This is a genomic window from Rathayibacter sp. Leaf185, assembly GCF_001423885.1.
Taxonomy (GTDB): domain Bacteria; phylum Actinomycetota; class Actinomycetes; order Actinomycetales; family Microbacteriaceae; genus Rathayibacter.
The window spans coordinates 276149-298034 of the sequence record NZ_LMPP01000001.1; the positions used below are offsets into that span (position 1 = coordinate 276149).

The following is a 21886-nucleotide window of genomic DNA, read 5'->3' on the forward strand; positions in this document are numbered from 1 at the left end:
GAAGATACTCACGATCGAGCCCGGGACACCGTGCGCGATCAGGCGCATCGTTAGCGTTCTAGCGACGTATCGACCCCTGCGACCGTCCCCGACCCCATCTCGAGCGAGGCCAGCCCCCCATGACCGTGTCGCCCCTGATCTGGACACTGACGATCGTCTTCATCGTCCTGCTCCTGCTCTTCGACTTCTTCTTCCACGTCCGCAAGGCCCACGAGCCCACGCTCAAGGAGTCGGCGAAGTGGTCGGCCCTCTACGTCGGCATCGCCGTGCTCTTCGGCATCGGCGTGCTGGTCTTCGGAGGGGCGACGCCCGGTTCCGAGTACTTCGCCGGCTACATCACCGAGAAGGCGCTCTCGGTCGACAATCTGTTCGTCTTCCTGATCATCATGGCGAGCTTCAAGGTGCCCCGCGCCGACCAGCAGAAGGTGCTGCTCTTCGGCATCGTCTTCGCGCTGATCGCCCGCACCGGCTTCATCTTCCTCGGCGCCGCGCTGATCAACTCGTTCGCCTGGGTCTTCTACATCTTCGGTCTGATCCTGCTGCTGACCGCGTTCAACCTGGTCAAGCCCGGCGATGAGCACGCGGGCGACAACGTGATGGTCCGCCTCGCCAAGCGCCTGTTCAAGACGAGCGACAAGTACGACGGCGACAAGTTCTACACGCACATCGACGGCAAGAAGGTCCTCACGCCGATGATCCTCGTCATGGCGGCGATCGGAGGAACGGACATCCTGTTCGCCCTCGACAGCGTGCCCGCGATCTTCGGCCTGACCAGCGACGTCTACCTCGTCTTCACGGCGACCGCGTTCTCGCTCCTCGGACTCCGCCAGCTCTACTTCCTGATCGACGGCCTCCTCGACCGCCTGGTCTACCTCAGCATCGGGCTCGCGGCGATCCTCGCTTTCATCGGCGTGAAGCTGATCCTGCACGCGCTGCACGAGAACACCCTCCCGTTCATCAACGGCGGCGAGCACGTCGAGGTCTTCGAGATCAGCACCGGCCTCTCGCTGACGGTGATCATCGGAGTGCTCGCGATCACCGTCATCGCCTCCCTCGTCAGTCCGAAGGGCCGCAAGATGGCGGCCGAGGCCGCGGAGCGCCAGCGCGTCGCCGCAGCCGCCGGTGCCGACGCGGACGCCAAGCACTGAGTCATCCGCACAACGAAGGCTGGGACGCCGATCTGCCGAGAAATCGACCGGATCGCGCGTCCCAGCCTTCGTTGTGCGGCTACTTCGCGCGGTACCGGTGCTCCGGGCGCCCCGTCGAGCCGTAGCTGAGGGTCATCTCGACCAGCCCGCGCCCGGCGAGACCCGAGAGGTAGCGCTGCGCCGTCGCGCGCGAGATGCCCGCGCGCTCGGCGACCTCGAGGGCCGAGAGCTCGCCTCCGGAGTCGGAGAGGCGGGCCAGCACCAGCTGCTCGGTCGCCGAGCGCGAGGGCTGCGCGGCCGTGGCGTCGCCCGAGTGCAGGATCCGCAGAGCCCGCTCGACCGCCTCCTGATCGGCGACGCGGTCCTCGCGCAGAACGTTGCGGAAGCGCACGTAGGCGTCGAGCCGCTCGCCGAGCAGCCGCGCGTCGAACGGCTTGATCAGGTAGCCGAGCGCCCCCGCGTGCAGTGCCCGGCGCACCGTCTCCCCGTCGGAGGCGGCGCTCACCACGAACGCATCCGTGTCGAGCTCGCGCAGCAGCGCGATCCCGCTCTGATCCGGCAGGTGCACGTCGAGCAGCAGCAGATCGGGTGCGCTCTCGTGCACCGCCGCCCGGGCGGCGCGTGCCGTGTGCACCGGCGGCAGCGCGCGCAGGCCCTGCCGGGCGTCCACGAGATCGGCGTGCAGCCGCGCGACGCGGAAGTCGTCGTCGACCACCAGCACGGTGCGCTCCTCGGTGCTCACGAGTCCTCCTCGATCGGCGGTCGGACGGCGCCCGGCAGCCGCGCGCAGAGCACCGCTCCCCCGGAGTCGCCGCCCGCGTCGGCCAGCCACACCGCTCCGCCGCGCCGCGCCGCGACCTCGCGGCAGAGCGGCAGACCGAAGCCGCGGCCGTGCACGCGGTCGTCGTCGATGCCCTCCGCCGCTCCGCGCGAGAAGAGCGACTCCGGATCGGCCACGCCGTCTCCCGAGTCGGCGACCGTGACGAACAGCGCGTCGCCGTCGTCGAGAAGCTCGACCTCGACGAAGCGCACGTCGCGCCGGCCCTCGACCGCCGCGCGGACCGCGTTGTCGACGAGGTTGCCGACCACCGTGGCGACGTCCTCCGGCTCGATCACCACTCCGCGCACCAGCGTCTCCTCACCGAGGGTCAGCAGCACGCCCCGCTCGGCCGCCTCGATGCCCTTCGCGCCGACCAGCGCCTGGAGGTACGGCTCCTGCAGCCGGTCGGCGTGCTGCACCGGGTACTTGAGCGGGCCGCGGGTCAGCACCTCGCCGAGGTAGTCGCGAGCCGACTCCGTGCGGCCGGCGTCGAGCAGACCCGCGACGACGTGCAGGCGGTTGGCGAACTCGTGCCGCTGCACGCGCAGCGCGTTGGTCATCGCGCCGACCGCGTCGAGGCGCCGGCTGAGTGCCGCCAGGTCGGTGCGATCGCGCAGCACGACCACGATGCCGAGATCGCGGTCGCCGCGGGTGACCCTCCGGATGTCGACGTAGACGATGCGCGAGCGGACCACGAAGCCCTCGGCGGCCGTCGGCGCCTCCGGCGAGCGCAGCGACGCCTCGATGAGGTCGGCGAGCGGAGTCGGCAGCCCGAGCTCCGCCAGCGGGCGACCGTGCAGCGCGCGACCCGTCGGGTCCTCCGAGCCGAGGATCGCGGCGGCCCGGGCGTTGCAGACGCCGATCCGTCCGTCCCGGTCGAAGGCGAGCACTCCCTCGTCGACCCCGTCGAGTACAGCGGCCTGGTCCTGCACGAGCGACGTGAGCTCCTCGGGGGCGAGACCCAGGGTCAGGCGCAGCAGGCGCCGGCGGATGAAGACGGAGGCGACCGCGGCGAGCGCCAGGCCCGCGAGCGCCGCGGCGAGCACGCCGAGCAGCGCGGTCGGCAGGTCGGTGAAGACGCTCGAGCGCGCGAAGCCGATGCTGACCTCGCCGACGACGGCTCCGTTGCGGGCGCGCGATTCACCCTGTCCGTAGACGGGCACCTTCGCGCGCGCCGACTCCCCCAGCGTGCCCGTCCCCCACGACACCGTCTCGCGGCCCGCGAGCGCCTCCTCCGGGCTCGTCGAGACGACTTCGCCGAGCCGCGCCGGGTCGGGATGCGCCAGCCGGATCCCCTCATCGTCCGTGATCACGACGAACAGCGCCCCGGTGCGCTCCTCGACCGCTTCCGCGACGTCCTCGAGCACCCCGTCCTGCAGCTGCTCCCGCGAGGGCGTGCCGGGATCGGCGGAGTAGGCGGCGACCGCGTCGCGCACGTCCGAGTCCTCCGCGACGGTCCGGGCGATGGCGAGCGCCGTCTCCTCCGCCTCGCCGCGCAGCTGCTGCACGCTGAGCGCGGTGACGAGCCCCGCGCAGACGAGGACGGCCGCCGACACCGTCGCGAGCTGCAGCACGAGCACGTGGGTCGCGAAGCGCATCGGGCCTCCTCGCCGCAGGTCGCTGCGCAGAATGCGCAGAACCCACACTATGCGCAGATCGCGCGCTAATGAGCGATACCCGGGCGGGCGGGCTCCGCCTCCCTAGGGTTTCCACGACCCGGAGAGCCGACGCTCCCCAGGGGGCCGGACGCACGACGACGAAGGAGTCAGCAGTGTTGGTAGTACTCGGATTCACGATGATCCTGGCCTTCATGGCCCTGATCATGACCAAGCGGCTGACGCCCATGGTCGCCCTGATCGTCGTGCCGACGATCTTCGGGCTCTTCGCGGGCGCAGGCCTCGGCATCGGCGACATGGTGCTGGAGGCGATCGGCAGCCTGGCCCCGACCGCCGCGCTCCTGATGTTCGCGATCATGTACTTCGGGATCATGATCGACGTCGGGCTCTTCGACCCGCTGATCCGCTTCATCGTCCGCGCACTCGGCGACGACCCGGCCAAGGTCGTGCTCGGCACGGCGCTGCTGGCCGGCGCGGTCTCGCTCGACGGCGACGGCTCGACCACCTTCATCGTGACGACCGCCGCGATGCTGCCGATCTACCTCCGCCTCGGGATGAACCCCGTCGTGCTCACCTGCGTCGCCGGGCTCGCGAACGGCACCCTGAACATCGTCCCCTGGGGCGGGCCGACCGTGCGCGCCGCGGCCGCCCTGCAGGTCTCGCCGAGCGAGATCTTCGTCCCGATGCTCCCCTCCCTCGCGGTGGGCCTGGTCGTCACCCTCGTCTTCGCCTGGTTCCTCGGGCTCGGCGAGCGCCGCCGCCTCGGCTCGCTCGCCCTCGCCGAGCCGATGCTCGAGCGCGAGCTCGTCGGCGCCTCGAACAAGACCCGCGGAGGCCTCGCCGCTCTCACCGGCGGCATCCGCACCGTCGCCCGCGAGCGCTTCTCGTTCCTCAGGGGCCCGGAGTCGCTGCGCGGCGCGCAGGTCGCCGTCGCCGCCCGCGTGCAGGCCGACGACGCCGACACCGCGATGGCCGACACCATGCTCGACCCCGAGCGCGAGACCCTGCGCCCGAAGCTCATCTGGGTCAACCTCGTGCTGACCCTCGCCGTGATGACGCTGCTCGTCGCCGACATCCTCCCGCTCGCCTACGTCTTCATGGTCGGCTCGGCGGTCGCGCTCCTGATCAACTTCCCGAAGATGAAGGACCAGGCCGCCGAGATCGTCAAGCACGCTCCGAGCATCGTCGGCGTCGTCTCGATGGTCCTCGCGGCGGGCGTCCTGATCGGCGTGCTCAACGGCACCGGCATGGTCGACGCGATGGCCGAGTGGGTCGTCGACGTCATCCCGCCCGCGCTCGGGCCCTTCCTGGCCGTCATCACCGGCATCCTGAGCATCCCGATGACGTTCTTCATGTCGAACGACGCCTTCTACTACGGCATCCTCCCCGTGCTCTCCGAGAGCGCCGCCAACTACGGCATCGACCCGGTCGAGATGGCGCGCGCCTCGATCACCGGCCAGCCGGTACACCTGCAGAGCCCGCTGGTGCCGGCGATCCTGCTGCTGGTCTCGCTCGCCGCGGTCAACCTCGGCGACCACCACCGCAAGGTGCTGTGGCGCGCGGTGGTCGTCTCGCTGGTGATGCTCGCGGTCGGCGTGCTGGTCGGCGCGATCCCGTTCGGCTGAGCCCCGGCACGTCACGGATCGGACGAGGCTCCCGCTGCCGGCGGGGGCCTCGTCGCGCGTTTAGAGCAGTGGCGCGATGTTCTCGACCCAGACGTCGGTGCCGAGCTTCAGGATGAGAGCGCCGACGACCACGAGGAACGCGATCCGGATGAAGCGGCTCCCCTTGGCCACCGCCATCCGCGAGCCGAGGTACGCGCCCGCCACGTTGGCCAGGCCCATGAACAGCCCGAGCACCCAGATCACGTGGCCGCCGGGGACGAAGTAGAGCAACGCCCCGAGATTCGTCGCGACGTTGACGATCTTCGCCTTGGCGCTGGCGAGCAGGAAGTCGTACCCGAGCGCGGTGATCAGCGCGATGATCAGGAACGTGCCGGTTCCGGGGCCGATCAGTCCGTCGTAGAAGCCGATCACCAGGCCGAGGACCGCCGCGGTCACGAGGTGCCTCCGCCCCGCGTGCTTGAGCACCGTCGCAGCGCCCATCGCGGGCCGGGCGATCGTGACCACGGCCACGACGATCAGCGCGACGACGATGATCGGCTTGAAGACGGAGGAGGGCAGCAGCCCCGCGAGCGTGGCGCCTCCACAGCTGCCCGCGAGGGCCACGGCCGCCATCGGCAGCGCCGTCCGCAGATCGGGCTTCGCCCGCCGGTAGAAGGTGATCGCGCTGGTCGTCGTGCCGAAGATCGAGGCGAGCTTGTTGGTCGCGAGCGCCTGCACCGGCGAGATCCCCGGCACGAGGAGCAGGGCGGGCAGCTGCAGCAGGCCCCCGCCGCCCACCACGGCGTCGATCCAGCCCGCGGCGAACGCGGCCAGGATCATCAGCGCGATGATCGGGAGACCCAGGTCCTCGGTGAAGGTCAGCATTTCTGCGAGCGTACGCGAGGGTGTCGACCCCCTCGACTCGGCGACGGTGCCGCCCTAGGGTCGGCGGCATGCGATTCGGACTCTTCATCCCCCAGGGCTGGCGCCACGACCTCGTCGGCATCGACCCCGCCAAGCAGTGGCGCACCATGAACGACCTCGCCCAGCACGCCGACGCCGGCGCCTGGGAGTCGATCTGGGTGTACGACCACTTCCACACCGTCCCGAAGGTCACCGAGGAGGCGACGCACGAGGCGTGGTCGCTGATGAGCGCGTTCGGCGCCACCACCTCGCGCGTCCGCCTCGGCCAGATGTGCACGTGCATGAGCTACCGCAACCCCGCGTACCTCGCCAAGGTGGCGACGACGGTCGACATCATCTCGGGCGGTCGCGTCGAGATGGGCATCGGCGGCGGCTGGTACGAGCACGAGTGGCGCGCCTACGGCTACGGGTTCCCGCCGATCGCCGAGCGCCTCGGCCGCCTCGACGAGGGCGTCCAGATCATGCGCCAGGCCTGGACCACCGGCAGCTCGACGCTGGACGGCAAGCACTACCGGGTCGACGGTGCGCAGAACCGCCCCCTCCCCCTCCAGAGCGGCGGCATTCCGCTGTGGGTGGCCGGCGGAGGCGAGAAGGTCACGCTGCGCATCGCCGCGCAGTACGCGCAGTACACCAACTTCGCCGGGGCTCCGGAGGCGTTCGAGCACAAGAGCGCGATCCTCCGCGGTCACTGCGACCGCCTGGGCACCGACTACTCGGCGATCACCCGCAGCGCCAACTACAACGTGATGATCGGCGAGACCGAGGCCGAGGTCGAGCAGGGTCTCCAGCGCCTCGAGGAGCGCGTCGCGCCGTACCTCGGAGCCGAGGGCGCCGCCGCCTTCGTCGGCGAGTACCGCAGCCCCGACGCGCTCGCGGTCGGCACGCCCGCGCAGATCCTCGACCGCCTGGGCGATATGCAGTCGCGCGGCATGGACTACGGCATCTTCTACTTCCCGGACGCCGCCTACGACCGCTCCGGCATCGAGCTCTTCGAGCGCGAGGTGCAGGCGAAGCTGTCCTGACGGCCCAGGCGCGGCGGCCTACGCCTCCCGTCGCGCCTTGGCAAGTCCCTGCGTGCGGCGGGGCCTCGCGCCTACCGTCGGAGCATGGACGCACAGGACATCCGCTGGAACGACGAAGCACGTGCCAAGATCCTCGACGACGCCGACGCGGTGCTCCGCGAAGCCGTCCTCGATCTGGCGAAGACCAAGAAGGGCGAGCCCTGGGAGGACGTCTTCGCCGAGTTGAACGCGCGCCTCAAGGACCGCTTCATCGACTTCGAGCCCGGCCCGGACCTCCGCAAGTACGCGGAGGCCGTCTCGGCCGGGGAGATCGAGGAAGGCTCGTGAGCGGCAGCGGCGCCGAGGATCCGGTGCTCACCGACGAGATCGAGTCGATCCGCAACCTCGGCGAGGGGCGCGTCGGCGAGACGGCCGGCCCTGAGGACGTCGAGCAGAAGCTGACGCCCGAGGAGGACGCGGCGATCGAGGAGAAGCTGAAGGGTCGGGGCTGACCCTCCGGACGAACGGAAGGCCCGCTCCCCCTCGAGGGAGCGGGCCTTCCGCGTTCGCCGGCTAGGCCGAGAGCTTCTCGTAGTCGACGTAGCCCTCGGGCCCGCTGGCGTACACGGTGGCCTGGTTCAGCTCGTTCTCGGGGTGCCCGCCCTGCCAGCGCTCGACGAGGTCGGGGTTGGCCATCACGGGGCGGCCCACGGCGACGGCGTCGGCGTGACCGTCCGAGATGAGGGCGGTCGCCTCCTCGCGGCTGGTCGGGCTGCCGAAGCCGCTGTTGGCGACGAGGACGCCGCCGAAGCGCGTGCGGAGGTCCTGGACGAATTCCCCGGCGGGCTCGGCGTGCAGGACGCTGAGGTACGAGAGTCCGAGCGGCGCGAGACCGTCGACGAGCGCCTCGTAGGTGGCGCGCACGTCGTCGGCGTCGGTCTCGAGGACGTCCTGGATGTTGTGGCTCGGCGAGATGCGGATGCCGACACGGCCGGCTCCCACCTCGTCGGCGATGGCGCGCGTGACCTCGAGCGGGAACGCGACGCGCGCCTCGGGGCTGCCGCCGTAGCTGTCGGTGCGGACGTTCGACACCGGCGAGAGGAACTCGTGCAGCAGGTAGCCGTTGGCCGAGTGCACCTCGACGCCATCGAAGCCCGCGTCGATCGCGCGGCGCGCGGCGGCGACGAACTCGTCGCGGACGTCGGCGAGCTCCTCGGTGGACAGGGCGTGCGGCACGGGGAACGGAGCGCTCTCGCCCCCGGCCAGGTGCACTGTGCCGTCGATCGCGATCGCGCTGGGGGCGACGATCCGGTCGGTGCCGGTGATGCCGGTGTGCGACACGCGCCCGGCGTTCATCAGCTGCATGACGATGCGTCCGCCCGCGGCGTGCACGGCTTCGGCGACGGCGCGCCAGCCCTCGGCCTGCGCAGGGGTGGCGATGCCGGGCTGACCGACGTAGCCCTTCGACTCCGCGCTCGGGAACACGCCCTCGCTGATGATGAGGCCGATGCTGGCCCGCTGCGCGTAGTGCTCGGCGATGAGCGCACCGGGGATGCCCATCTCGTCGGCGCGCAGGCGCGTCATGGGCGCCATCACGATGCGGTTGGGCAGCTCGAGGTCACCGGCAGTGAGGGGGGAGAACGGATCCACGGATCGCCTTTCAGAGAGGAACGGGGACGGGGCGAGCAGGACTCGCACCCCGGTCGGCAACGGCGGCGTCCGTCCGGGCATTCCGATTCCCGGCGTTCTCCCATCCGTCGGCGCCCCGTCGTGCCCGGTGTCGGGCGGGCTGTCTACACTCGGGAGGCGAACGACGAAGGAGTGTGCGCGATGCCGGCGAGACCGATCGACGAGTCCCCCCTCCGCGGGAACCCCGCGAAGCGCCGCCGTCGGCTCCCGGAGGCGCTCCTCGCGCTCGCCGCAGCCGTCGCCCTCGTGATCGCCCCGGCGATGACGGCCTCCGCCGAGTCGCCGGTCTCGTTCGCCTCCTCCCCGGTGCTCGACGCGGCGGGCGCCCTCAGCCCCGCCGATGTCGCATCGATCGAGCAGGCGGCGTCCACCCTCTACGACGAGCACCGCGTGCAGCTCTTCGTGGCCTTCGTCGACGACTTCTCCGACCCGTCCGACCGCGTCCAGTGGGCCGACGACACGGCGACCCTCAACGGGCTCGGCACCGACGACGTCCTGCTGGCGGTCGCCGTCGAGCAGCGGCAGTACCAGGTGTCGGTCGCGCAGGGCTTCGCCCTGGACGAGGCGCAGGTGTCCTCGCTGCAGACCGACGACATCGAGCCGCGGCTCGTCGAGAGCGACTGGGCAGGAGCCGCCGTCGCCGCCGCCGAGGGCATCGGCACCCGCCTCGACGCGCCGACCGCGGGCGAGACCCTCGGCTCCGGGCTGCTGCTCACCCTCGGGGTCCTGGCCGCACTCGTCGTGGTCGGCGTCGTGATCTGGCTGCTCGTCCGCCGTTCGCGGCGCAGGAGGGCCGCGGAGGCGGTCGAGGCGTCGATCGACGAGCTCGCGACGCGCGCCGGCTCGGCCCTCGTCCACGCCGACGACGCGGTCCGCACCAGCGAGCAGGAGGTGGGCTTCGCGGAGGCGCAGTTCGGCAGCGACGCGACCGGGCCGTTCCGCGAGGCGCTCGTCAGCGCCAAGGGCATGCTCGGCGAGGCCTTCAGCCTCCAGCAGCGCCTCGAAGACTCCGAGCCCGAGACCGACCAGGAGCGCCGCGACGGCTACGCGCGGATCCTCGAGCTCTGCACCGGCATCGATCAGGTCCTCGACGAGAAGGCCGAGGCGTTCGAGCAGCTCCGCGCGCTCGAGAAGAACGCCCCGGAGGTGGCCGCGCAGCTCTCCGCGCGCGTCGCCACGGTCGCGGAGCGCGTCGCCCCCACCCGCTCGATCCTCGCCGAGCTCGGGACGCGCTACGCCCCCTCCGCGATCGACGACGTCACCGACGACGCCGACGAGGCCGAGGACCGCCTCCGCTTCGCCCGGGACAGCGCCGGCTCGGCGCTCGAGGCGATCTCGTCCGGCGACACGGGACGAGCCGCCGTGCTCCTGCGCGCGGGCCAGCAGGCGGCCGAGCAGGCGTCCGGACTGCTCGACGCGGTCGCCACCCGAGCGACCGATCTGCGCGAGGCGGAGGCGTCGCTCGCCGCCCGTATCGCCGAGATCCGCGCCGACGTCGCTCAGGGCCGCGCCCTCGCCGCGGCGCCGACCGAGCCGGAGTCGGCGGCACTCGCGCAGAACGTCGCGGCCGCGGTCGCGTCGACCGAGGCCGCCCTCGACGGGATCGAGCGCGACGCCGCCGTCACTCCTCGCGACCCGCTCGGCCTGCTCGAGCGCCTCACCGCGGCCGATGCGACCATCGACACCGCCGTCGGCGGCTACCGCGACGCCCAGGCGCAGCAGCAGCGCGAGCGCGCGGCGCTCGCGGCCGAGCTCACCGCCGCCCGCAGCCGGGTCTCGGCTGCCGAGGACTTCATCGCCTCCCGCCGCGGCGCCGTCGGCTCGGAGGCGCGCACCCGGGTCGCCGAGGCCGCCCGTGCCGCCGAGTACGCGAACCAGATCGCCGCGACCGACCCGCGCGAGGCGCTCGCCTCCGCGCAGCGCGCCTCCTCCCTCGCGCAGCAGGCCCTCGACCGGGCGCGCTCCGACGCGAACGCCTACTCCGCCCCGAACGCGGTCGGCAGCCCCTTCGGCGGGAACACCACGGGGGCCTTCCTCGGCGGGATCCTCGTCGACTCGCTGCTCGGCGGCGGCGGACGGCGCTCGGGCTACCGCTCCGGCGGCTTCGGCGGCGGCGGCTTCTCCGGCGGCTTCGGCGGAGGCGGCTCGTCGCGCCGGTCGGGCGGCGGCGGAGGCTTCGGCGGCGGTCGCAGCAGCGGCGGTGGCGGACGTCGCGGCGGCGGCGGTCGTTTCTGACCCGCGAGTTCCTGGAATCCCCACACCCACCACGCAAGGAGAGACAGCATGGCTCAGAAACAGTCGATCTTCGGCCGCATCGCGCAGCTCGCGAAGGCCAACATCAACGCGCTCCTCGATCAGGCCGAGGACCCGCAGAAGATGCTCGACCAGATGGTGCGCGACTACACCGACAGCATCCGCGATGCCGAGGCCGCCATCGCGCAGACGATCGGCAACCTGCGCCTGCTCGAGGACGACTACCGCGAGGACGTCCGGAACGCCGACGAGTGGGGCGGCAAGGCGCTCGCCGCGAGCCGCAAGGCCGACGAGCTACGCGCCTCCGGGACCACGGCCGACGCCGACAAGTTCGACGCCCTCGCCAAGGTCGCCCTGCAGCGCCAGATCCAGTCGGAGAAGGAGGCGAAGGACGCCGAGCCCACCATCGCCTCGCAGACCGAGGTCGTCGACAAGCTCAAGACCGGCCTCAACCAGATGCGCGAGAAGCTGCAGCAGCTCTCGTCCAAGCGCGACGAGCTGATCGCGCGCTCGAAGACCGTCGAGGCGCAGTCCCAGGTCCAGGACGCGATCAAGAGCATCGACATCATGGACCCGACCAGCGAGGTGAGCCGGTTCGAGCAGAAGATCCGGCGCGAGGAGGCTCGAGTGCGCGGTGCGGAGGAGCTGGCCTCCTCGAGCCTCGATGCGCAGTTCGAGTCTCTCGAGGACCTCGGTGAGATGACCGAGGTCGAGGCGCGTCTCGCGGCGCTCAAGTCGCCGCGCACCCAGGACTCGATCGGCTCCTGATCGCCGCAGCCTCCGACGGGACGCGTCAACCCCCGTCGGAGGCACGCGGTGGCCGTGGCGGGTGCTGCCGGATCGGCGTCGCGGCACGCCGGAGGACCCGCCGGCGGTGCTCGACGCGAAGGCTGGCAATCCCCCTGATGCGCCGATCGACCCCCACCCCCTACTCTTCGTAAAGACCCCTGACACTGGTCGATTCATACTGCGACCGGCATATATCGGCGTGGTGAACCAGGAGCGGACCGGGCCCAGCCGGGGATCGCTCACCGAGATGCTGCCGGCACCGGCACCCACCCCGAAGAGCGAGGCGCTTATGAGCACCCCCGTCACCCTGACCGATGGCACCGGCGCCGCGAAGCCCCGCGTCGTCCGCACCCGTCCCCGCACCGATGGTCGCGTCAATCCGACCACCGAGTACTCGGGCCTGCTCAGCACGGTCCGCGACGCCGGGCTGCTCCGCCGCCGCACCGGCTTCTACTACCTGATGTTCTCGGCGCTGGTCCTGGCCACCGGAGGCATCGTCACCGGCTTCGTCCTGCTGGGCGACTCCTGGTTCCAGCTGCTGCTGGCCGCCGCCCTGGGCATCGTGCTCACGCAGTTCGCCTTCCTCGCCCACGAGGCCTCGCACCGCCAGGTGTTCGAGTCGGGCAGGGCCAACGATGTCGCCGGCCGCACGCTCGCGAACCTCTTCGTCGGCATCAGCTACTCGTGGTGGATGACCAAGCACAGCCGCCACCACGCCAACCCCAACGTGCTCGGCAAGGATCCCGACATCGAGCGCGACGTCGTCTCCTTCACTCCCGAGGACGCGGCCCGCTCGCGCGGCGCCTACGCCTGGCTGACCCGTCGCCAGGGCTATGCGTTCTTCCCCCTCCTCCTGCTCGAGGGCATCAACCTGCACCTGCACGGCTTCCGCACCGTGTTCGGCAAGGGCAAGGTCGACAAGCGCTGGGTCGAGATCACGATGCTGGTGACCCGCGTCGGGCTCTACCTCGCCGTCATCTTCTGGGCGCTGCCGCTCGGGATGGCCTTCGCGTTCCTCGGCGTGCAGATGGGTGTCTTCGGCCTCTACATGGGCGCCTCCTTCGCACCGAACCACAAGGGCATGCCGCTGCTGCCCAAGGAGGCGCGCGTCGACTTCCTCCGCCGCCAGGTCCTCACCTCGCGCAACATCCGGAGCAACTGGGTCACCGACCTCTACATGGGCGGGCTCAACTACCAGGTCGAGCACCACCTGTTCCCGAACATGCCGCGTCCGGCGCTGCGCCGCGCGCAGGTCATCGCCAAGGAGTACTGCACGACCCACCAGATCCCGTACACCGAGACGTCGCTCCGCGAGTCGTACGCGATCGTGATCCGGTACCTCAACAACGTCGGCCTCTCGGCCGGCGGCGACCCGTTCGACTGCCCGGCCGCCTCGGCCTACGGCCGCTGAGTCCGGCTCCCACGAAGGCCCTCCCTCTCCACGCAGGAGAGGGAGGGCCTTCGTCGTGGGCGGGCCGGTTCAGGAGGAGGTGCAGCTGAAGCTCGCGACGACGGAGGCGCTGGTCTTCGCTCCTGTGCCGGAGTAGCCGTCGGGGAGGGACGCGGTCGCCTCCAGCGTGAAGAACCGGTCGATCGACAGGTTCGTCCTGAAGGCGACCTGCGTACCCGCGGCGAGCTCGGACGTCAGAGTGATCAGTCGAGTGGTGCTGCTGAGGTTGAGGATCTCCGCGATGGGCGGATCAGCCGTGAAGATCCCGATGTCCGACACTCCGGCCCCTCTGACGAGGACGAACGTCCCCTCGGGGAGTGCCGCCGCCGGTGACGCCCGGAGGAGGAAGCCCGCCTTGACGATGCTGCGGAGCCCGCACGTGCCGGTGAGCTGGTACGCGCCCACCTCGATCGTCGCGGGTTCGGAGGCAGCGGCCGCCGGAGCCGTGGCGGCCACGGCGAGGACCGGCACGGTCCAGGCGGCGGCATCGGAGAGCGTCCGTCGGCCGATGCTCGGAGCGGGGACGGGTCGTTGCGACACGGGGTGCCTTCCTGTCGTGATCCGATCCCGGACGGGGGCTCCGAAGTCGGCTCTCCGACCGTCGCAGGATCCAGCCGCCCGTCGACGCCGCCGAGCACCCCCCGAAGATGCCGACTCGTCGTCCCCTGTCGAACGCAAGGGGGGTGCGTCACGCGGAGTGTCGACCTAGCGTGAAGACCATGAGCACTTCAGACAACGACATCGAGCCCACCCTCGTCGACCCCACCGAGACCCCCGCCGCCAGCGACCCGTCGACCGCCGGCCTCGACGAAGTGGCCGGCGCCGCCTCGGGCCAGTCCGCCGCAGAGGACGACCAGGCCGCCGCCGGAGTCGACGGCAACGGCGACGAGCTGAACCCGCCCCTGCCCGACTGGGGACCCACCGACGGCGTCCACGGCACCGACGCCGAGACCGACGCCTCGGGCACCTCCGCACCCTGACCGGTGCCGCTCCCGGGGCCTCTCCGGCCGCTCGGCGAACACGTCGGGCCGGACACGGAGAGGTCCCTCCGTGTTCGCCGGACCGACGCCGGGACGCCGTCACAGCGGCTCTACACTGGCGCAATGCAGTCGACTGAACGCGCGCTCCGTGTGATCTCGTACAACCTCCGCGAGCACCGGGCGCACGTCGAGATCGCTCCCCTCGCCGCCCGGCACGACGTCGACGTCCTCTGCCTCCAGGAGTGCGACACCACCAGGCTCCCGCAGGAGGTGGGCGATCTGCGGCTCGCCTCGGTGACCGCGCGCAACCGCCTGGGCCTGGCCGTCTACTACTCGCACGCGCGCTTCGAGCTCGAGGGCAGCGCCGCGTTCGAGCTGAGCAAGTCGATGCACGACCGCGTGATGTCGCCCGCGCACGAGCGCCTCCTGGCGGTCCGCCTGACCGACCGCGACGGAGGCTCCATCGCCGTCTCGTCGTTCCACGCCGCCCCGCTCTCGGCGGGTAACGCCCTTCGCCGGAAGCAGATCGACGAGGCGCTGAACCGCCTCCGCGAGTACGCCCCCGACACCCCGTCCCTGATGGTCGGCGACTACAACTACCCGTGGTTCTTCCGCGGGCTCGACCGCAAGATGACCCGCAACGGCTATCTGGTCTCGCGGAGCGACTCCCCCACCTACGCGCGCTACCGGTACTTCAGCGGCCACTTCGACTTCGCGATCAGCGACTCCGTGCGCATCGAGCGGGTCTCGACGCTGCCGCAGGGACTCTCGGACCACCTCCCTGTGCTCGTCGACGCGCACTACGGGGGCTCGGCGGCCTGACCGTCTGCCGGCCGGCCGCCGATGGGTAGGCTCAGGGGGTGACGACCCTGATCCTCGCCCGGCACGGAGAGACTGTCTGGCACTCCGAGAACCGCTTCGCGGGCTCCTCCGACATCGCACTGACCCCCAGGGGTCAGGACCAGGCGGCCACGCTCGCAGCGTGGGCCGTCGACGCGGACCTCGAGGCGGTGTACTCCTCCACTCTGGTCCGAGCGGTGCGGACCGCCGTACCGGCCGCGCGGGCCGCGCACCTCGAGGTGCAGCCCGACCCGGCCCTCGTCGAGGTCGACTTCGGCCAGGGCGAGGGGCTCACCACCGCCGAGATGGAGAAGCGCTTCCCCGACGCGTACCGCGCGTGGGTCGCGGCTCCCGCCATCCAGCCGATGCCCGGCGGCGAATCGGGTCTCGACGCGGTCGCGCGGGCCAACACGTCCCTCGCCCGGATCCACCGCGAGCACCCCGACGGTCGCGTGCTCATCGTCGCGCACGGCACGCTGATCCGCCTGCTGCTCTGCGCCTACCTCGGCATCAACCCCGAGTCGTACCGGCACATCTTCCCGGTCGTCGACAACGTCTCGCTGACCACCCTGCGCTGGGACGAGACGGGCATCGGCCTGCTCGGCTACAACGTCCCGCCCGTGCAGAAGCAGCGGCGCTCCAGCTGAACGCCGGGAGGCGCGCGCCGCAGGGCGCGGGCTCCACCGGCCTGGGCTCCATCGGCCTGGTGCTCGGCTCGGTCGCGAGCGTGCAGCTCGGGGCGTCCTTCGCGGTGCTGCTGTTCCCCGCCGCCGGTCCTATCGGGACGGTGACGCTCCGGCTCGTGTTCTCGGCGGCCGTGCTGTTGATCGTCTGCCGGCCGAGGATCCGCGGCCACTCCCGCTCCGACTGGGGCACGGTCGCGGTCTACGGCCTCGCGCTCGGGGGGATGAACGCCTGCTACTACGAGGCCATCGCGCGCATCCCCCAGGGGGCCGCGGTGACCTTCGAGGTGCTCGGCCCGCTCGTGCTCTCGGTGATCGCCGGCCGGAGTCTCCTGAGCCTCCTGTGGGCACTGCTCGCCCTGGCCGGTGTCGTCACGCTGTCGCAGGGCGGGTTCTCGTCGCTCGACCCGGTCGGAGTCGCGTTCGCGCTCGGCGCCGCGGCACTCTGGGCGACCTACATCGTCTTCGCAGGGCGCACGGGCGGGCGCTTCCCCCGGCTCGACGGGCTGGCCCTCGCCCTCGCTGCCGGCGCGATCGTCTCGCTGCCCTTCGGGATCGCCTCCGCCGGCCCGGCCCTCGTGCTGCCGCCCGTGCTGCTGCTCGGGCTCGCGGTGGCCGTGCTCTCCTCCGCCGTGCCCTACGCCCTCGAGCTGCTCGCATTGCGGCGCCTGCGCTCGTCGACGTTCTCGATACTGATGTCGCTGTCGCCCGGGGCGGCCGCGCTGTCGGGCTTCCTCGTGCTGGGCCAGCGCCTCAGCCTCGTGGAGGCGATCGGCATCGCGCTGGTCGTCGCCGCCAGCGTCGGTGCGGTCCGCACCGCGCGCTCCTGAGACTGCCGCTCGGCCCTCTGACGGAGGGGATCCCCACCCCCCGTCAGCAGAAGAGTGCTCCCTCGCTATTTCTTTTGTTAGGCTAACTATGTGGATACGAGGACAGCGCTGGACGAGACCGAGCTCACCGCGCTCGCGGGCGAGACCCGCGTCGCGGTCGGCCGGCTCGCGCGCCGCCTCCGTCAGGAGAAGGCGCAGCACGAGCTGAGCGACGCGCAGTTCGGCGTCCTCGCGCTGCTGCACCGCGAGGGCCCGAAGACGCTCGGCGAGCTCGCCGACGCCGAGCGGGTCCGCCCGCCGTCGATGACCCGCACCGTCGGCTGCCTCGTCGACGACGGCCTCGCCGAGCGCCTCGCCGACCCGGCCGACGGCCGCGTCACGCGCATCCGCCCCACCCCGGAGGGGACCGAGCTCGTGCTCGACGTCCGACGCAGCCGCGACGCGTGGCTGGTCGCGCGCCTGCGCGAGCTCTCCCCCGACGAGCGCGCCCTGCTGCACGACGCGGCCGCGCTGCTGCGAGAGGTGGCCGACCGATGAGCGCGATGTTCCGCTCGCTCGCGGTGCCCAACTACCGCATCTGGTTCGCCGGCGCGATGGTCTCGAACATCGGCACCTGGATGCAGCGCACCGCCCAGGACTGGATCGTGATCAACGATCTGACCGACCACGACGCGACCGCGCTCGGCGTGACCATGGCGCTGCAGTTCGGCCCGCAGCTGCTGATGGTCCCCTTCTCGGGCTTCATCGCCGACCGCTTCGACCGCCGCAAGCTGCTGATGGCGACGCAGGCCGCGATGGGCCTCCTCGGTCTCGCGCTCGGTCTCATCGTCGTCACCGGAGTCGTCCAGCTGTGGATGGTCTACGTCTTCGCGCTGCTGCTCGGCTTCGCCGCGGCGATCGACGCCCCCGTCCGCCAGACCTTCGTCTCGGCGCTCGTCGACGAGAGCCACCTCTCGAACGCGGTGTCGCTGAACTCGGCCTCGTTCAACTCCGCGCGGATGATCGGCCCGGCGCTCGCAGGCGTGCTCATCGCCGTGATCGGGTCGGGCTGGGTCTTCCTCCTCAACGCCGTCAGCTTCCTGGCGGTCCTGCTCTCGTTGCGCTTCCTGCACCGCGACCAGCTGCGCTCGGCGCCCCGTGCGACCCGCGGCCCCGGCGCGCTGCTCGAGGGCTTCCGCTACGTCTCGAAGCGCCCCGACATCCTCGTGGTGCTCGCGATCGTGTTCCTGATCGGCACGTTCGGCCTCAACTTCCCGATCTTCGCCTCGACGATGGCGACCGTCGAGTTCGACATGGGAGCGAGCGAGTTCGGCCTGCTGTCGTCGGCGATCGCCGTCGGCTCGGTCGTCGGCGCGCTGCTGTCGGCCCGCCGCGACCGGCCGCGCCTGCGCCTGATCGTGGGAGCCGCCGCCGCGTTCGGCGTCGCCCTCGCGCTCGCCGGCGTGATGCCGACGGTCTGGGCCTTCGCGATCCTCCTGCCGTTCGTCGGCATCGCCGCGCAGACGCTGATGACCTCGGCCAACGGCTACGTGCAGCTCTCGACGGCGCCCGAGATGCGCGGCCGGGTGATGGCGCTGTACATGGCGATCTTCATGGGCGGCACCCCGATCGGCGCGCCGCTGATCGGCTGGGTCGCGAACGCCGCGGGGCCGCGCTGGGCGATGCTGGTCGGCGCCGCCTCCGGAGTCGTCGCCGCCGCGATCGGCCTGGGCTGGTACCTGCGCACCCGCCGAGGCGTCGAGAAGACCGCCGCCGAACCTCAGCCGACGATCGCCACGACGCCCGCGCTCACGCCTCGCGCGTGATCTCGACCCGCACGAACAGCTTCGACGAGGTCGGCCCGGCGTACACCCCCCGCAGCGGCGCGATGTCGTTGTAGTCGCGCCCGCGGCCCACGATCACGTGGCGGTCGCCGATGTCGATGAGGTTGGTCGGGTCGTAGCCGCGCCACGTCCCTCCGCAGAACCACTCGACCCAGGCGTGCGACTCCCCCGTCACGGTCTCGCCGATCGCCGCGTTCGGCTTGGGGTGCAGGTAGCCCGAGACGTAGCGCGCCGGGATGCCGACCGAGCGCAGCGCTCCGAGGACGATGTGCGTGATGTCCTGGCAGACGCCCTCGCGCGCGGTCCACGACTCCGTCGCGGTCGAGTGCACGCCGGTGACGCCCTGCCGGTAGGTCATCTCGCGGCCGATGCGCTCGGCGATGGTCAGCGCCGCCTCGCACGGGCCGTCCGACTCGTCGGCGAGCGTGCGGGCCAGCTCGACGAGATCCTCCGGAGGCGCCGTGCGCGTGGTCTGCTTCGACTGCTCCACGTACTCGGTGAGCGTCTCGACCTGCCCGGCGAGCTGCTCCCAGCCGTAGGGGTGCTCGGGGTGCGCCTTCGGCCGCACCTCGACGAGCGAGGTCGCGGTCAGCGAGAGCTCCTGGTGCGCGTTGAGCACGTCGAACGACGCGACGCGGGTGCCCCAGTAGTCGGTGTACGTGTGCACCGAGGTGACGGGGCGGATGTCGAGGTGCGACGAGAGCACCAGCTGCCCGTCCGAGGAGGCGGGGAGCATCCGCGCCTCGTTGTACGACGCGACCACATCACCCCGGTAGGTGAATCCCGTGGTGTGCGTGATGCGCAGCCTGCTCACAGCGCCTCCCCGATCCAGCTCGGCATGACATTGGTGGGGAAGTAGCGCTGGCGGATCGCCTCGGACGCCGCCGAGGTCGCCTCCTGCACGCTGTCCATGTGCCGCGGGAGATCCTCGAGGATCTCGGCGATCGGCCGGTACTCGAGCTCACTGCGGATCTGGCCGAGCACCCGCTGCGCGTCGCCGGTGTGACCGACGCGGCCGGTGCGCGGCTCGATGTCGCGCATGCACATCTCGGCTCGCGAGACCGAGAAGAGGATCGATCGCGGGAAGAGGCGGTCGAGGAGGAGGAACTCCGCCGCGTTGCGCGCGCTCGGCACGCCCCGGTAGGTGCGCAGGTAGGCCTCGTAGGCGCCGCACGAGCGGAGGATCGTCGTCCACGACGGTCCGCTCGCCTCGGTCAGCGACCGGGTCGCGAGAAGCCGGGCCGTCATGTCGGCGCGCTCGATTGAGCGGCCGAGGGTGAAGAACTGCCAGGCCTCGTCGCGCGAGGTCGCCGACTCGATGATGCCGACGGCGAGCGCCGAGCGCTCGCGCACCCAGCTGAAGAACTCCGACACCCGGTCGCCCGTGACCCGGCGCGGCATCCTCGTGCGGGTCGTGTTGAGGCACTCCCAGAGCTCGGTCGAGACGATCTCGCGAGCGCGGCGGGCGTTCTCGCGGGCCGCGCCGAGCGAGTAGGCGATGGAGGCGGGGTTCGTGCGGTCGATCGCGAGGATCGTCAGCACGTCGGCGCGGGTGATCTCGGCCATGTCGTCGGGAGGGGTCGAGCCCATCACCGAGAGCAGCGAGCGGCAGGCGGTGTCCTCGTCGATCCACGGGTCCTCGAGCAGGAGCTGGAGGTGGACGTCGAGGATGCGCGCGGTGCCGTCCGAGCGCTCGATGTAGCGGCCGATCCAGAACAGCGACTCGGCGATCCGGGAGAGCATCAGTCGTCCTCCTCTGCCGAGCGACCCTGCTGCTGCTGCTGCTCCTGGTCGCTGTTGCCGGCGTCCTGCGGCGAGTGGTCGGGCGTGTGGTTGAGCGGGTAGACGATCGGTATCGAGCTCGTGACCGCCGCCTGCTCGGCGACGAGGCCCTGGATGTCGTGGGCGTCGCGCTCGGGGACCTGCGACTCGAGGCCGACGACCCAGGTGTCCTTCGATCCGCCGCCCTGCGACGAGTTCACGACGAGCTGCCCCTCGGGCAGCGCCACGCGGGTGAGACCGCCGGGCAGGACCCAGATGTCCTTCCCGTCATTGACGGCGAAGGGCCGGAGGTCGGCGTGCCGCGGCCTCATCCCGTCGTCGACGAGGGTCGGGATGGTCGAGAGCTGCACGACCGGCTGCGCGATCCAGCCGCGCGGGTCGGCCAGGAGGCGTGAGCGCAGCTCGGCGAGCTCCTTCGCCGAGGCGTCGGGGCCGACGACGAGGCCCTTGCCGCCCGAGCCGTCGACCGGCTTCACGACGAGCTCGTCGAGCCGGTCGAGCACCTCCTCGAGCGCTCCCGGGTCCTCGAGGCGCCAGGTGTCGACGTTCTTGATGACCGGGTCCTCGGAGAGGTAGTAGCGGATCAGATCAGGCATGTAGGTGTAGACGAGCTTGTCGTCGGCGACGCCGTTGCCGACCGCGTTCGCAATCGTGACGTTGCCGAGGCGTGAGGCGAGCATCAGGCCGGGCGAGCCGAGCATCGAGTCGGCGCGGAACTGCAGCGGGTCGAGGAACTCGTCGTCGACGCGGCGGTAGATGACGTCGACCCGGGTGGGGCCCGAGGTGGTGCGCATGAACACCTTGCCGCCGGTGCAGAACAGGTCGCGGCCCTCGACGAGCTCGACGCCCATCAGGCGGGCGAGCAGCGTGTGCTCGAAGTAGGCCGAGTTGTAGACACCCGGAGTCAGCACGACCACGGTCGGGTCGTCGACGCCCTCGGGGGCGGAGGCGCGCAGGGCCTGGAGCAGCTTGTTGGGGTAGTCGCCGACCGGGCGGACCCGCATCGAGACGAACAGCTCGGGCAGGGTCTGCGCCATCACGCGGCGGTTCGAGATCACGTAGGAGACACCGGAGGGGACCCGCACGTTGTCCTCGAGCACGCGCCAGCCGCCGACCTCGTCGCGGATGAGATCGATGCCGGAGACCTGGATCCGCACGCCGTTGGCCGAGACGATGCCCGCGGCCTGGCGGTGGAAGTGGCTCGAGCTCGAGATGAGACCGGCGGGGATGACGCCGTCCTTGACCGCGTTCTGCGGGCCGTAGACGTCGGCGAGGAACGCCTCGAGCGCGCGGACGCGCTGCTTGATGCCGCTCTGCACCTCGTTCCACTCGGCGCTCTCGATCACGCGCGGGACGGCGTCGAGCGGGAAGGGCCGCTCCTCGCCCGCGAAGTCGAAGGTCACACCCTGCGCGAGGTAGGAGGAGGCGAGCGCATCGGTGCGTCCCCGCAGCTCCTCCTGGGTCATCCGCGCCAGCGAGGAGTAGATGTCGCGGTAGGCGTCGCGGACGCCGTCGGGGCCGCCGGCCGCCGCGACATCGGCGAACATCTCGTCCCAGGGTGGCTCGCCTGCGCGGCGTCGCTCGACCTTCTGGGACCCGTATCCGTCGAAGAGGTCACCCATGGCACGACTCTAGTGCGGGCCGTATTGCCGGG

22 protein-coding genes are annotated in these 21886 nt (G+C 71.4%); 14 read left to right on the plus strand and 8 right to left on the minus strand.

The window, feature by feature from the left end; all coding sequences use genetic code 11:
- The first annotated feature begins 119 nt into the window (after window positions 1-119).
- Window positions 120-1148 (plus strand): TerC family protein, encoded by a 1029-nt coding sequence (locus tag ASG06_RS01440; RefSeq protein ID WP_082498858.1) that lies wholly within the window; start codon window positions 120-122, stop codon window positions 1146-1148.
- A 79-nt stretch (window positions 1149-1227) separates the two neighbouring features.
- Here the strand turns inward: ASG06_RS01440 and ASG06_RS01445 are convergent, their stop codons facing one another.
- Together ASG06_RS01445 and ASG06_RS01450 are read right to left on the minus strand one after the other, a co-directional pair.
- Window positions 1228-1890 (minus strand): response regulator, encoded by a 663-nt coding sequence (locus ASG06_RS01445; RefSeq protein WP_056037510.1) that lies wholly within the window; start codon window positions 1888-1890, stop codon window positions 1228-1230.
- Window positions 1887-3566, minus strand: a complete 1680-nt coding sequence (locus tag ASG06_RS01450) for a sensor histidine kinase (RefSeq protein ID WP_056037514.1) — start codon at window positions 3564-3566, stop codon at window positions 1887-1889. Before ASG06_RS01450 ends, ASG06_RS01445 begins: the two co-directional genes overlap by 4 nt.
- A gap of 197 nt (window positions 3567-3763) precedes the next feature.
- Here ASG06_RS01450 and ASG06_RS01455 point away from each other — a divergent pair, with 197 nt between their 5' ends.
- Window positions 3764-5209, plus strand: a complete 1446-nt coding sequence (locus ASG06_RS01455; RefSeq protein ID WP_231727640.1) for a CitMHS family transporter — start codon at window positions 3764-3766, stop codon at window positions 5207-5209.
- A 60-nt stretch (window positions 5210-5269) separates the two neighbouring features.
- Here the strand turns inward: ASG06_RS01455 and ASG06_RS01460 are convergent, their stop codons facing one another.
- Window positions 5270-6073 carry a sulfite exporter TauE/SafE family protein gene (locus ASG06_RS01460; protein ID WP_056037520.1) on the minus strand — a complete coding sequence of 268 codons (804 nt, stop codon included), beginning with the start codon at window positions 6071-6073 and terminating at the stop codon, window positions 5270-5272.
- Window positions 6074-6141: 68 nt separating this feature from the next.
- Here ASG06_RS01460 and ASG06_RS01465 point away from each other — a divergent pair, with 68 nt between their 5' ends.
- The 3 genes from ASG06_RS01465 (at window position 6142) to ASG06_RS19765 (ending at window position 7625) form a co-directional block, all read left to right on the plus strand.
- Window positions 6142-7134, plus strand: coding sequence for an LLM class F420-dependent oxidoreductase (locus tag ASG06_RS01465; RefSeq protein ID WP_056037523.1), 993 nt, complete (start codon window positions 6142-6144; stop codon window positions 7132-7134).
- Window positions 7135-7218: 84 nt separating this feature from the next.
- Complete coding sequence (locus ASG06_RS01470) at window positions 7219-7461, plus strand: hypothetical protein (RefSeq protein WP_056037528.1); 243 nt, start codon at window positions 7219-7221, stop codon at window positions 7459-7461.
- Window positions 7458-7625, plus strand: a complete 168-nt coding sequence (locus ASG06_RS19765; protein WP_156465821.1) for a hypothetical protein — start codon at window positions 7458-7460, stop codon at window positions 7623-7625. The genes ASG06_RS01470 and ASG06_RS19765 overlap by 4 nt, the downstream gene beginning before the upstream one ends.
- 61 nt (window positions 7626-7686) lie before the next feature.
- Here ASG06_RS19765 and ASG06_RS01475 read toward each other — a convergent pair whose 3' ends face one another.
- The gene (locus ASG06_RS01475; protein ID WP_056037531.1) at window positions 7687-8763 is read right to left on the minus strand and encodes an alkene reductase; all 1077 of its coding nucleotides are present in this window, start codon (window positions 8761-8763) and stop codon (window positions 7687-7689) included.
- Window positions 8764-8943: 180 nt separating this feature from the next.
- Here ASG06_RS01475 and ASG06_RS01480 point away from each other — a divergent pair, with 180 nt between their 5' ends.
- From ASG06_RS01480 to ASG06_RS01490, 3 genes are all read left to right on the plus strand, one after another.
- Complete coding sequence (locus tag ASG06_RS01480; protein WP_056037535.1) at window positions 8944-11037, plus strand: TPM domain-containing protein; 2094 nt, start codon at window positions 8944-8946, stop codon at window positions 11035-11037.
- Between the two features lie 48 nt (window positions 11038-11085).
- On the plus strand, window positions 11086-11823 hold the full coding sequence (locus ASG06_RS01485) for a PspA/IM30 family protein (protein WP_056037538.1): 738 nt from the start codon (window positions 11086-11088) through the stop codon (window positions 11821-11823).
- A 310-nt stretch (window positions 11824-12133) separates the two neighbouring features.
- Complete coding sequence (locus ASG06_RS01490; protein WP_056040330.1) at window positions 12134-13255, plus strand: fatty acid desaturase family protein; 1122 nt, start codon at window positions 12134-12136, stop codon at window positions 13253-13255.
- Between the two features lie 69 nt (window positions 13256-13324).
- Here the strand turns inward: ASG06_RS01490 and ASG06_RS01495 are convergent, their stop codons facing one another.
- Complete coding sequence (locus tag ASG06_RS01495) at window positions 13325-13834, minus strand: hypothetical protein (protein WP_056037541.1); 510 nt, start codon at window positions 13832-13834, stop codon at window positions 13325-13327.
- Between the two features lie 179 nt (window positions 13835-14013).
- On the opposite strand from ASG06_RS01495, the gene ASG06_RS01500 reads away from it, so the two are divergent.
- The 6 genes from ASG06_RS01500 to ASG06_RS01525 all read left to right on the plus strand — a co-directional run bounded on the left by ASG06_RS01500 (window position 14014) and on the right by ASG06_RS01525 (window position 18432).
- Complete coding sequence (locus ASG06_RS01500; RefSeq protein WP_156465822.1) at window positions 14014-14274, plus strand: hypothetical protein; 261 nt, start codon at window positions 14014-14016, stop codon at window positions 14272-14274.
- Between the two features lie 123 nt (window positions 14275-14397).
- Window positions 14398-15096 carry an endonuclease/exonuclease/phosphatase family protein gene (locus ASG06_RS01505; protein WP_056037549.1) on the plus strand — a complete coding sequence of 233 codons (699 nt, stop codon included), beginning with the start codon at window positions 14398-14400 and terminating at the stop codon, window positions 15094-15096.
- A gap of 38 nt (window positions 15097-15134) precedes the next feature.
- A complete protein-coding gene (locus ASG06_RS01510; protein WP_056037552.1) occupies window positions 15135-15761 on the plus strand; it encodes a histidine phosphatase family protein in 627 nt (208 codons plus the stop codon).
- 59 nt (window positions 15762-15820) lie between these two features.
- On the plus strand, window positions 15821-16627 hold the full coding sequence (locus ASG06_RS01515; protein ID WP_231727576.1) for an EamA family transporter: 807 nt from the start codon (window positions 15821-15823) through the stop codon (window positions 16625-16627).
- A 90-nt stretch (window positions 16628-16717) separates the two neighbouring features.
- Complete coding sequence (locus tag ASG06_RS01520; RefSeq protein ID WP_231727577.1) at window positions 16718-17164, plus strand: MarR family winged helix-turn-helix transcriptional regulator; 447 nt, start codon at window positions 16718-16720, stop codon at window positions 17162-17164.
- Complete coding sequence (locus tag ASG06_RS01525; RefSeq protein WP_056074120.1) at window positions 17161-18432, plus strand: MFS transporter; 1272 nt, start codon at window positions 17161-17163, stop codon at window positions 18430-18432. Before ASG06_RS01520 ends, ASG06_RS01525 begins: the two co-directional genes overlap by 4 nt.
- Here ASG06_RS01525 and ASG06_RS01530 read toward each other — a convergent pair.
- The 3 genes from ASG06_RS01530 to ASG06_RS01540 are packed head-to-tail and all read right to left on the minus strand — an operon-like array spanning window position 18416 to window position 21854.
- Entirely contained in the window at window positions 18416-19264 is an 849-nt protein-coding gene (locus ASG06_RS01530; protein ID WP_056037558.1) for a transglutaminase family protein, read from the minus strand. The two genes, ASG06_RS01525 and ASG06_RS01530, sit on opposite strands and share 17 nt — an antisense overlap.
- The gene (locus tag ASG06_RS01535) at window positions 19261-20193 is read right to left on the minus strand and encodes an alpha-E domain-containing protein (RefSeq protein WP_056037561.1); all 933 of its coding nucleotides are present in this window, start codon (window positions 20191-20193) and stop codon (window positions 19261-19263) included. The genes ASG06_RS01530 and ASG06_RS01535 overlap by 4 nt, the downstream gene beginning before the upstream one ends.
- Complete coding sequence (locus ASG06_RS01540) at window positions 20193-21854, minus strand: circularly permuted type 2 ATP-grasp protein (protein ID WP_056037563.1); 1662 nt, start codon at window positions 21852-21854, stop codon at window positions 20193-20195. The genes ASG06_RS01535 and ASG06_RS01540 overlap by 1 nt, the downstream gene beginning before the upstream one ends.
- Window positions 21855-21886: the final 32 nt, after the last annotated feature.

Excerpts from the sequence above, each read along its gene's own strand:
- ASG06_RS01440 (WP_082498858.1), top strand. The coding sequence starts at position 120 with ATGACCGTGTCGCCCCTGATCTGGACACTGACGATCGTCTTCATCGTC.
- ASG06_RS01450 (WP_056037514.1), bottom strand. The coding sequence starts at position 3,566 with ATGCGCTTCGCGACCCACGTGCTCGTGCTGCAGCTCGCGACGGTGTCG.
- ASG06_RS01455 (WP_231727640.1), top strand. The coding sequence starts at position 3,764 with ATGATCCTGGCCTTCATGGCCCTGATCATGACCAAGCGGCTGACGCCC.
- ASG06_RS01460 (WP_056037520.1), bottom strand. The coding sequence starts at position 6,073 with ATGCTGACCTTCACCGAGGACCTGGGTCTCCCGATCATCGCGCTGATG.
- ASG06_RS01465 (WP_056037523.1), top strand. The coding sequence starts at position 6,142 with ATGCGATTCGGACTCTTCATCCCCCAGGGCTGGCGCCACGACCTCGTC.
- ASG06_RS01470 (WP_056037528.1), top strand. The coding sequence starts at position 7,219 with ATGGACGCACAGGACATCCGCTGGAACGACGAAGCACGTGCCAAGATC.
- ASG06_RS01480 (WP_056037535.1), top strand. The coding sequence starts at position 8,944 with ATGCCGGCGAGACCGATCGACGAGTCCCCCCTCCGCGGGAACCCCGCG.
- ASG06_RS01485 (WP_056037538.1), top strand. The coding sequence starts at position 11,086 with ATGGCTCAGAAACAGTCGATCTTCGGCCGCATCGCGCAGCTCGCGAAG.
- ASG06_RS01490 (WP_056040330.1), top strand. The coding sequence starts at position 12,134 with ATGAGCACCCCCGTCACCCTGACCGATGGCACCGGCGCCGCGAAGCCC.
- ASG06_RS01500 (WP_156465822.1), top strand. The coding sequence starts at position 14,014 with ATGAGCACTTCAGACAACGACATCGAGCCCACCCTCGTCGACCCCACC.
- ASG06_RS01505 (WP_056037549.1), top strand. The coding sequence starts at position 14,398 with ATGCAGTCGACTGAACGCGCGCTCCGTGTGATCTCGTACAACCTCCGC.
- ASG06_RS01525 (WP_056074120.1), top strand. The coding sequence starts at position 17,161 with ATGAGCGCGATGTTCCGCTCGCTCGCGGTGCCCAACTACCGCATCTGG.
- ASG06_RS01535 (WP_056037561.1), bottom strand. The coding sequence starts at position 20,193 with ATGCTCTCCCGGATCGCCGAGTCGCTGTTCTGGATCGGCCGCTACATC.
- ASG06_RS01540 (WP_056037563.1), bottom strand. The coding sequence starts at position 21,854 with ATGGGTGACCTCTTCGACGGATACGGGTCCCAGAAGGTCGAGCGACGC.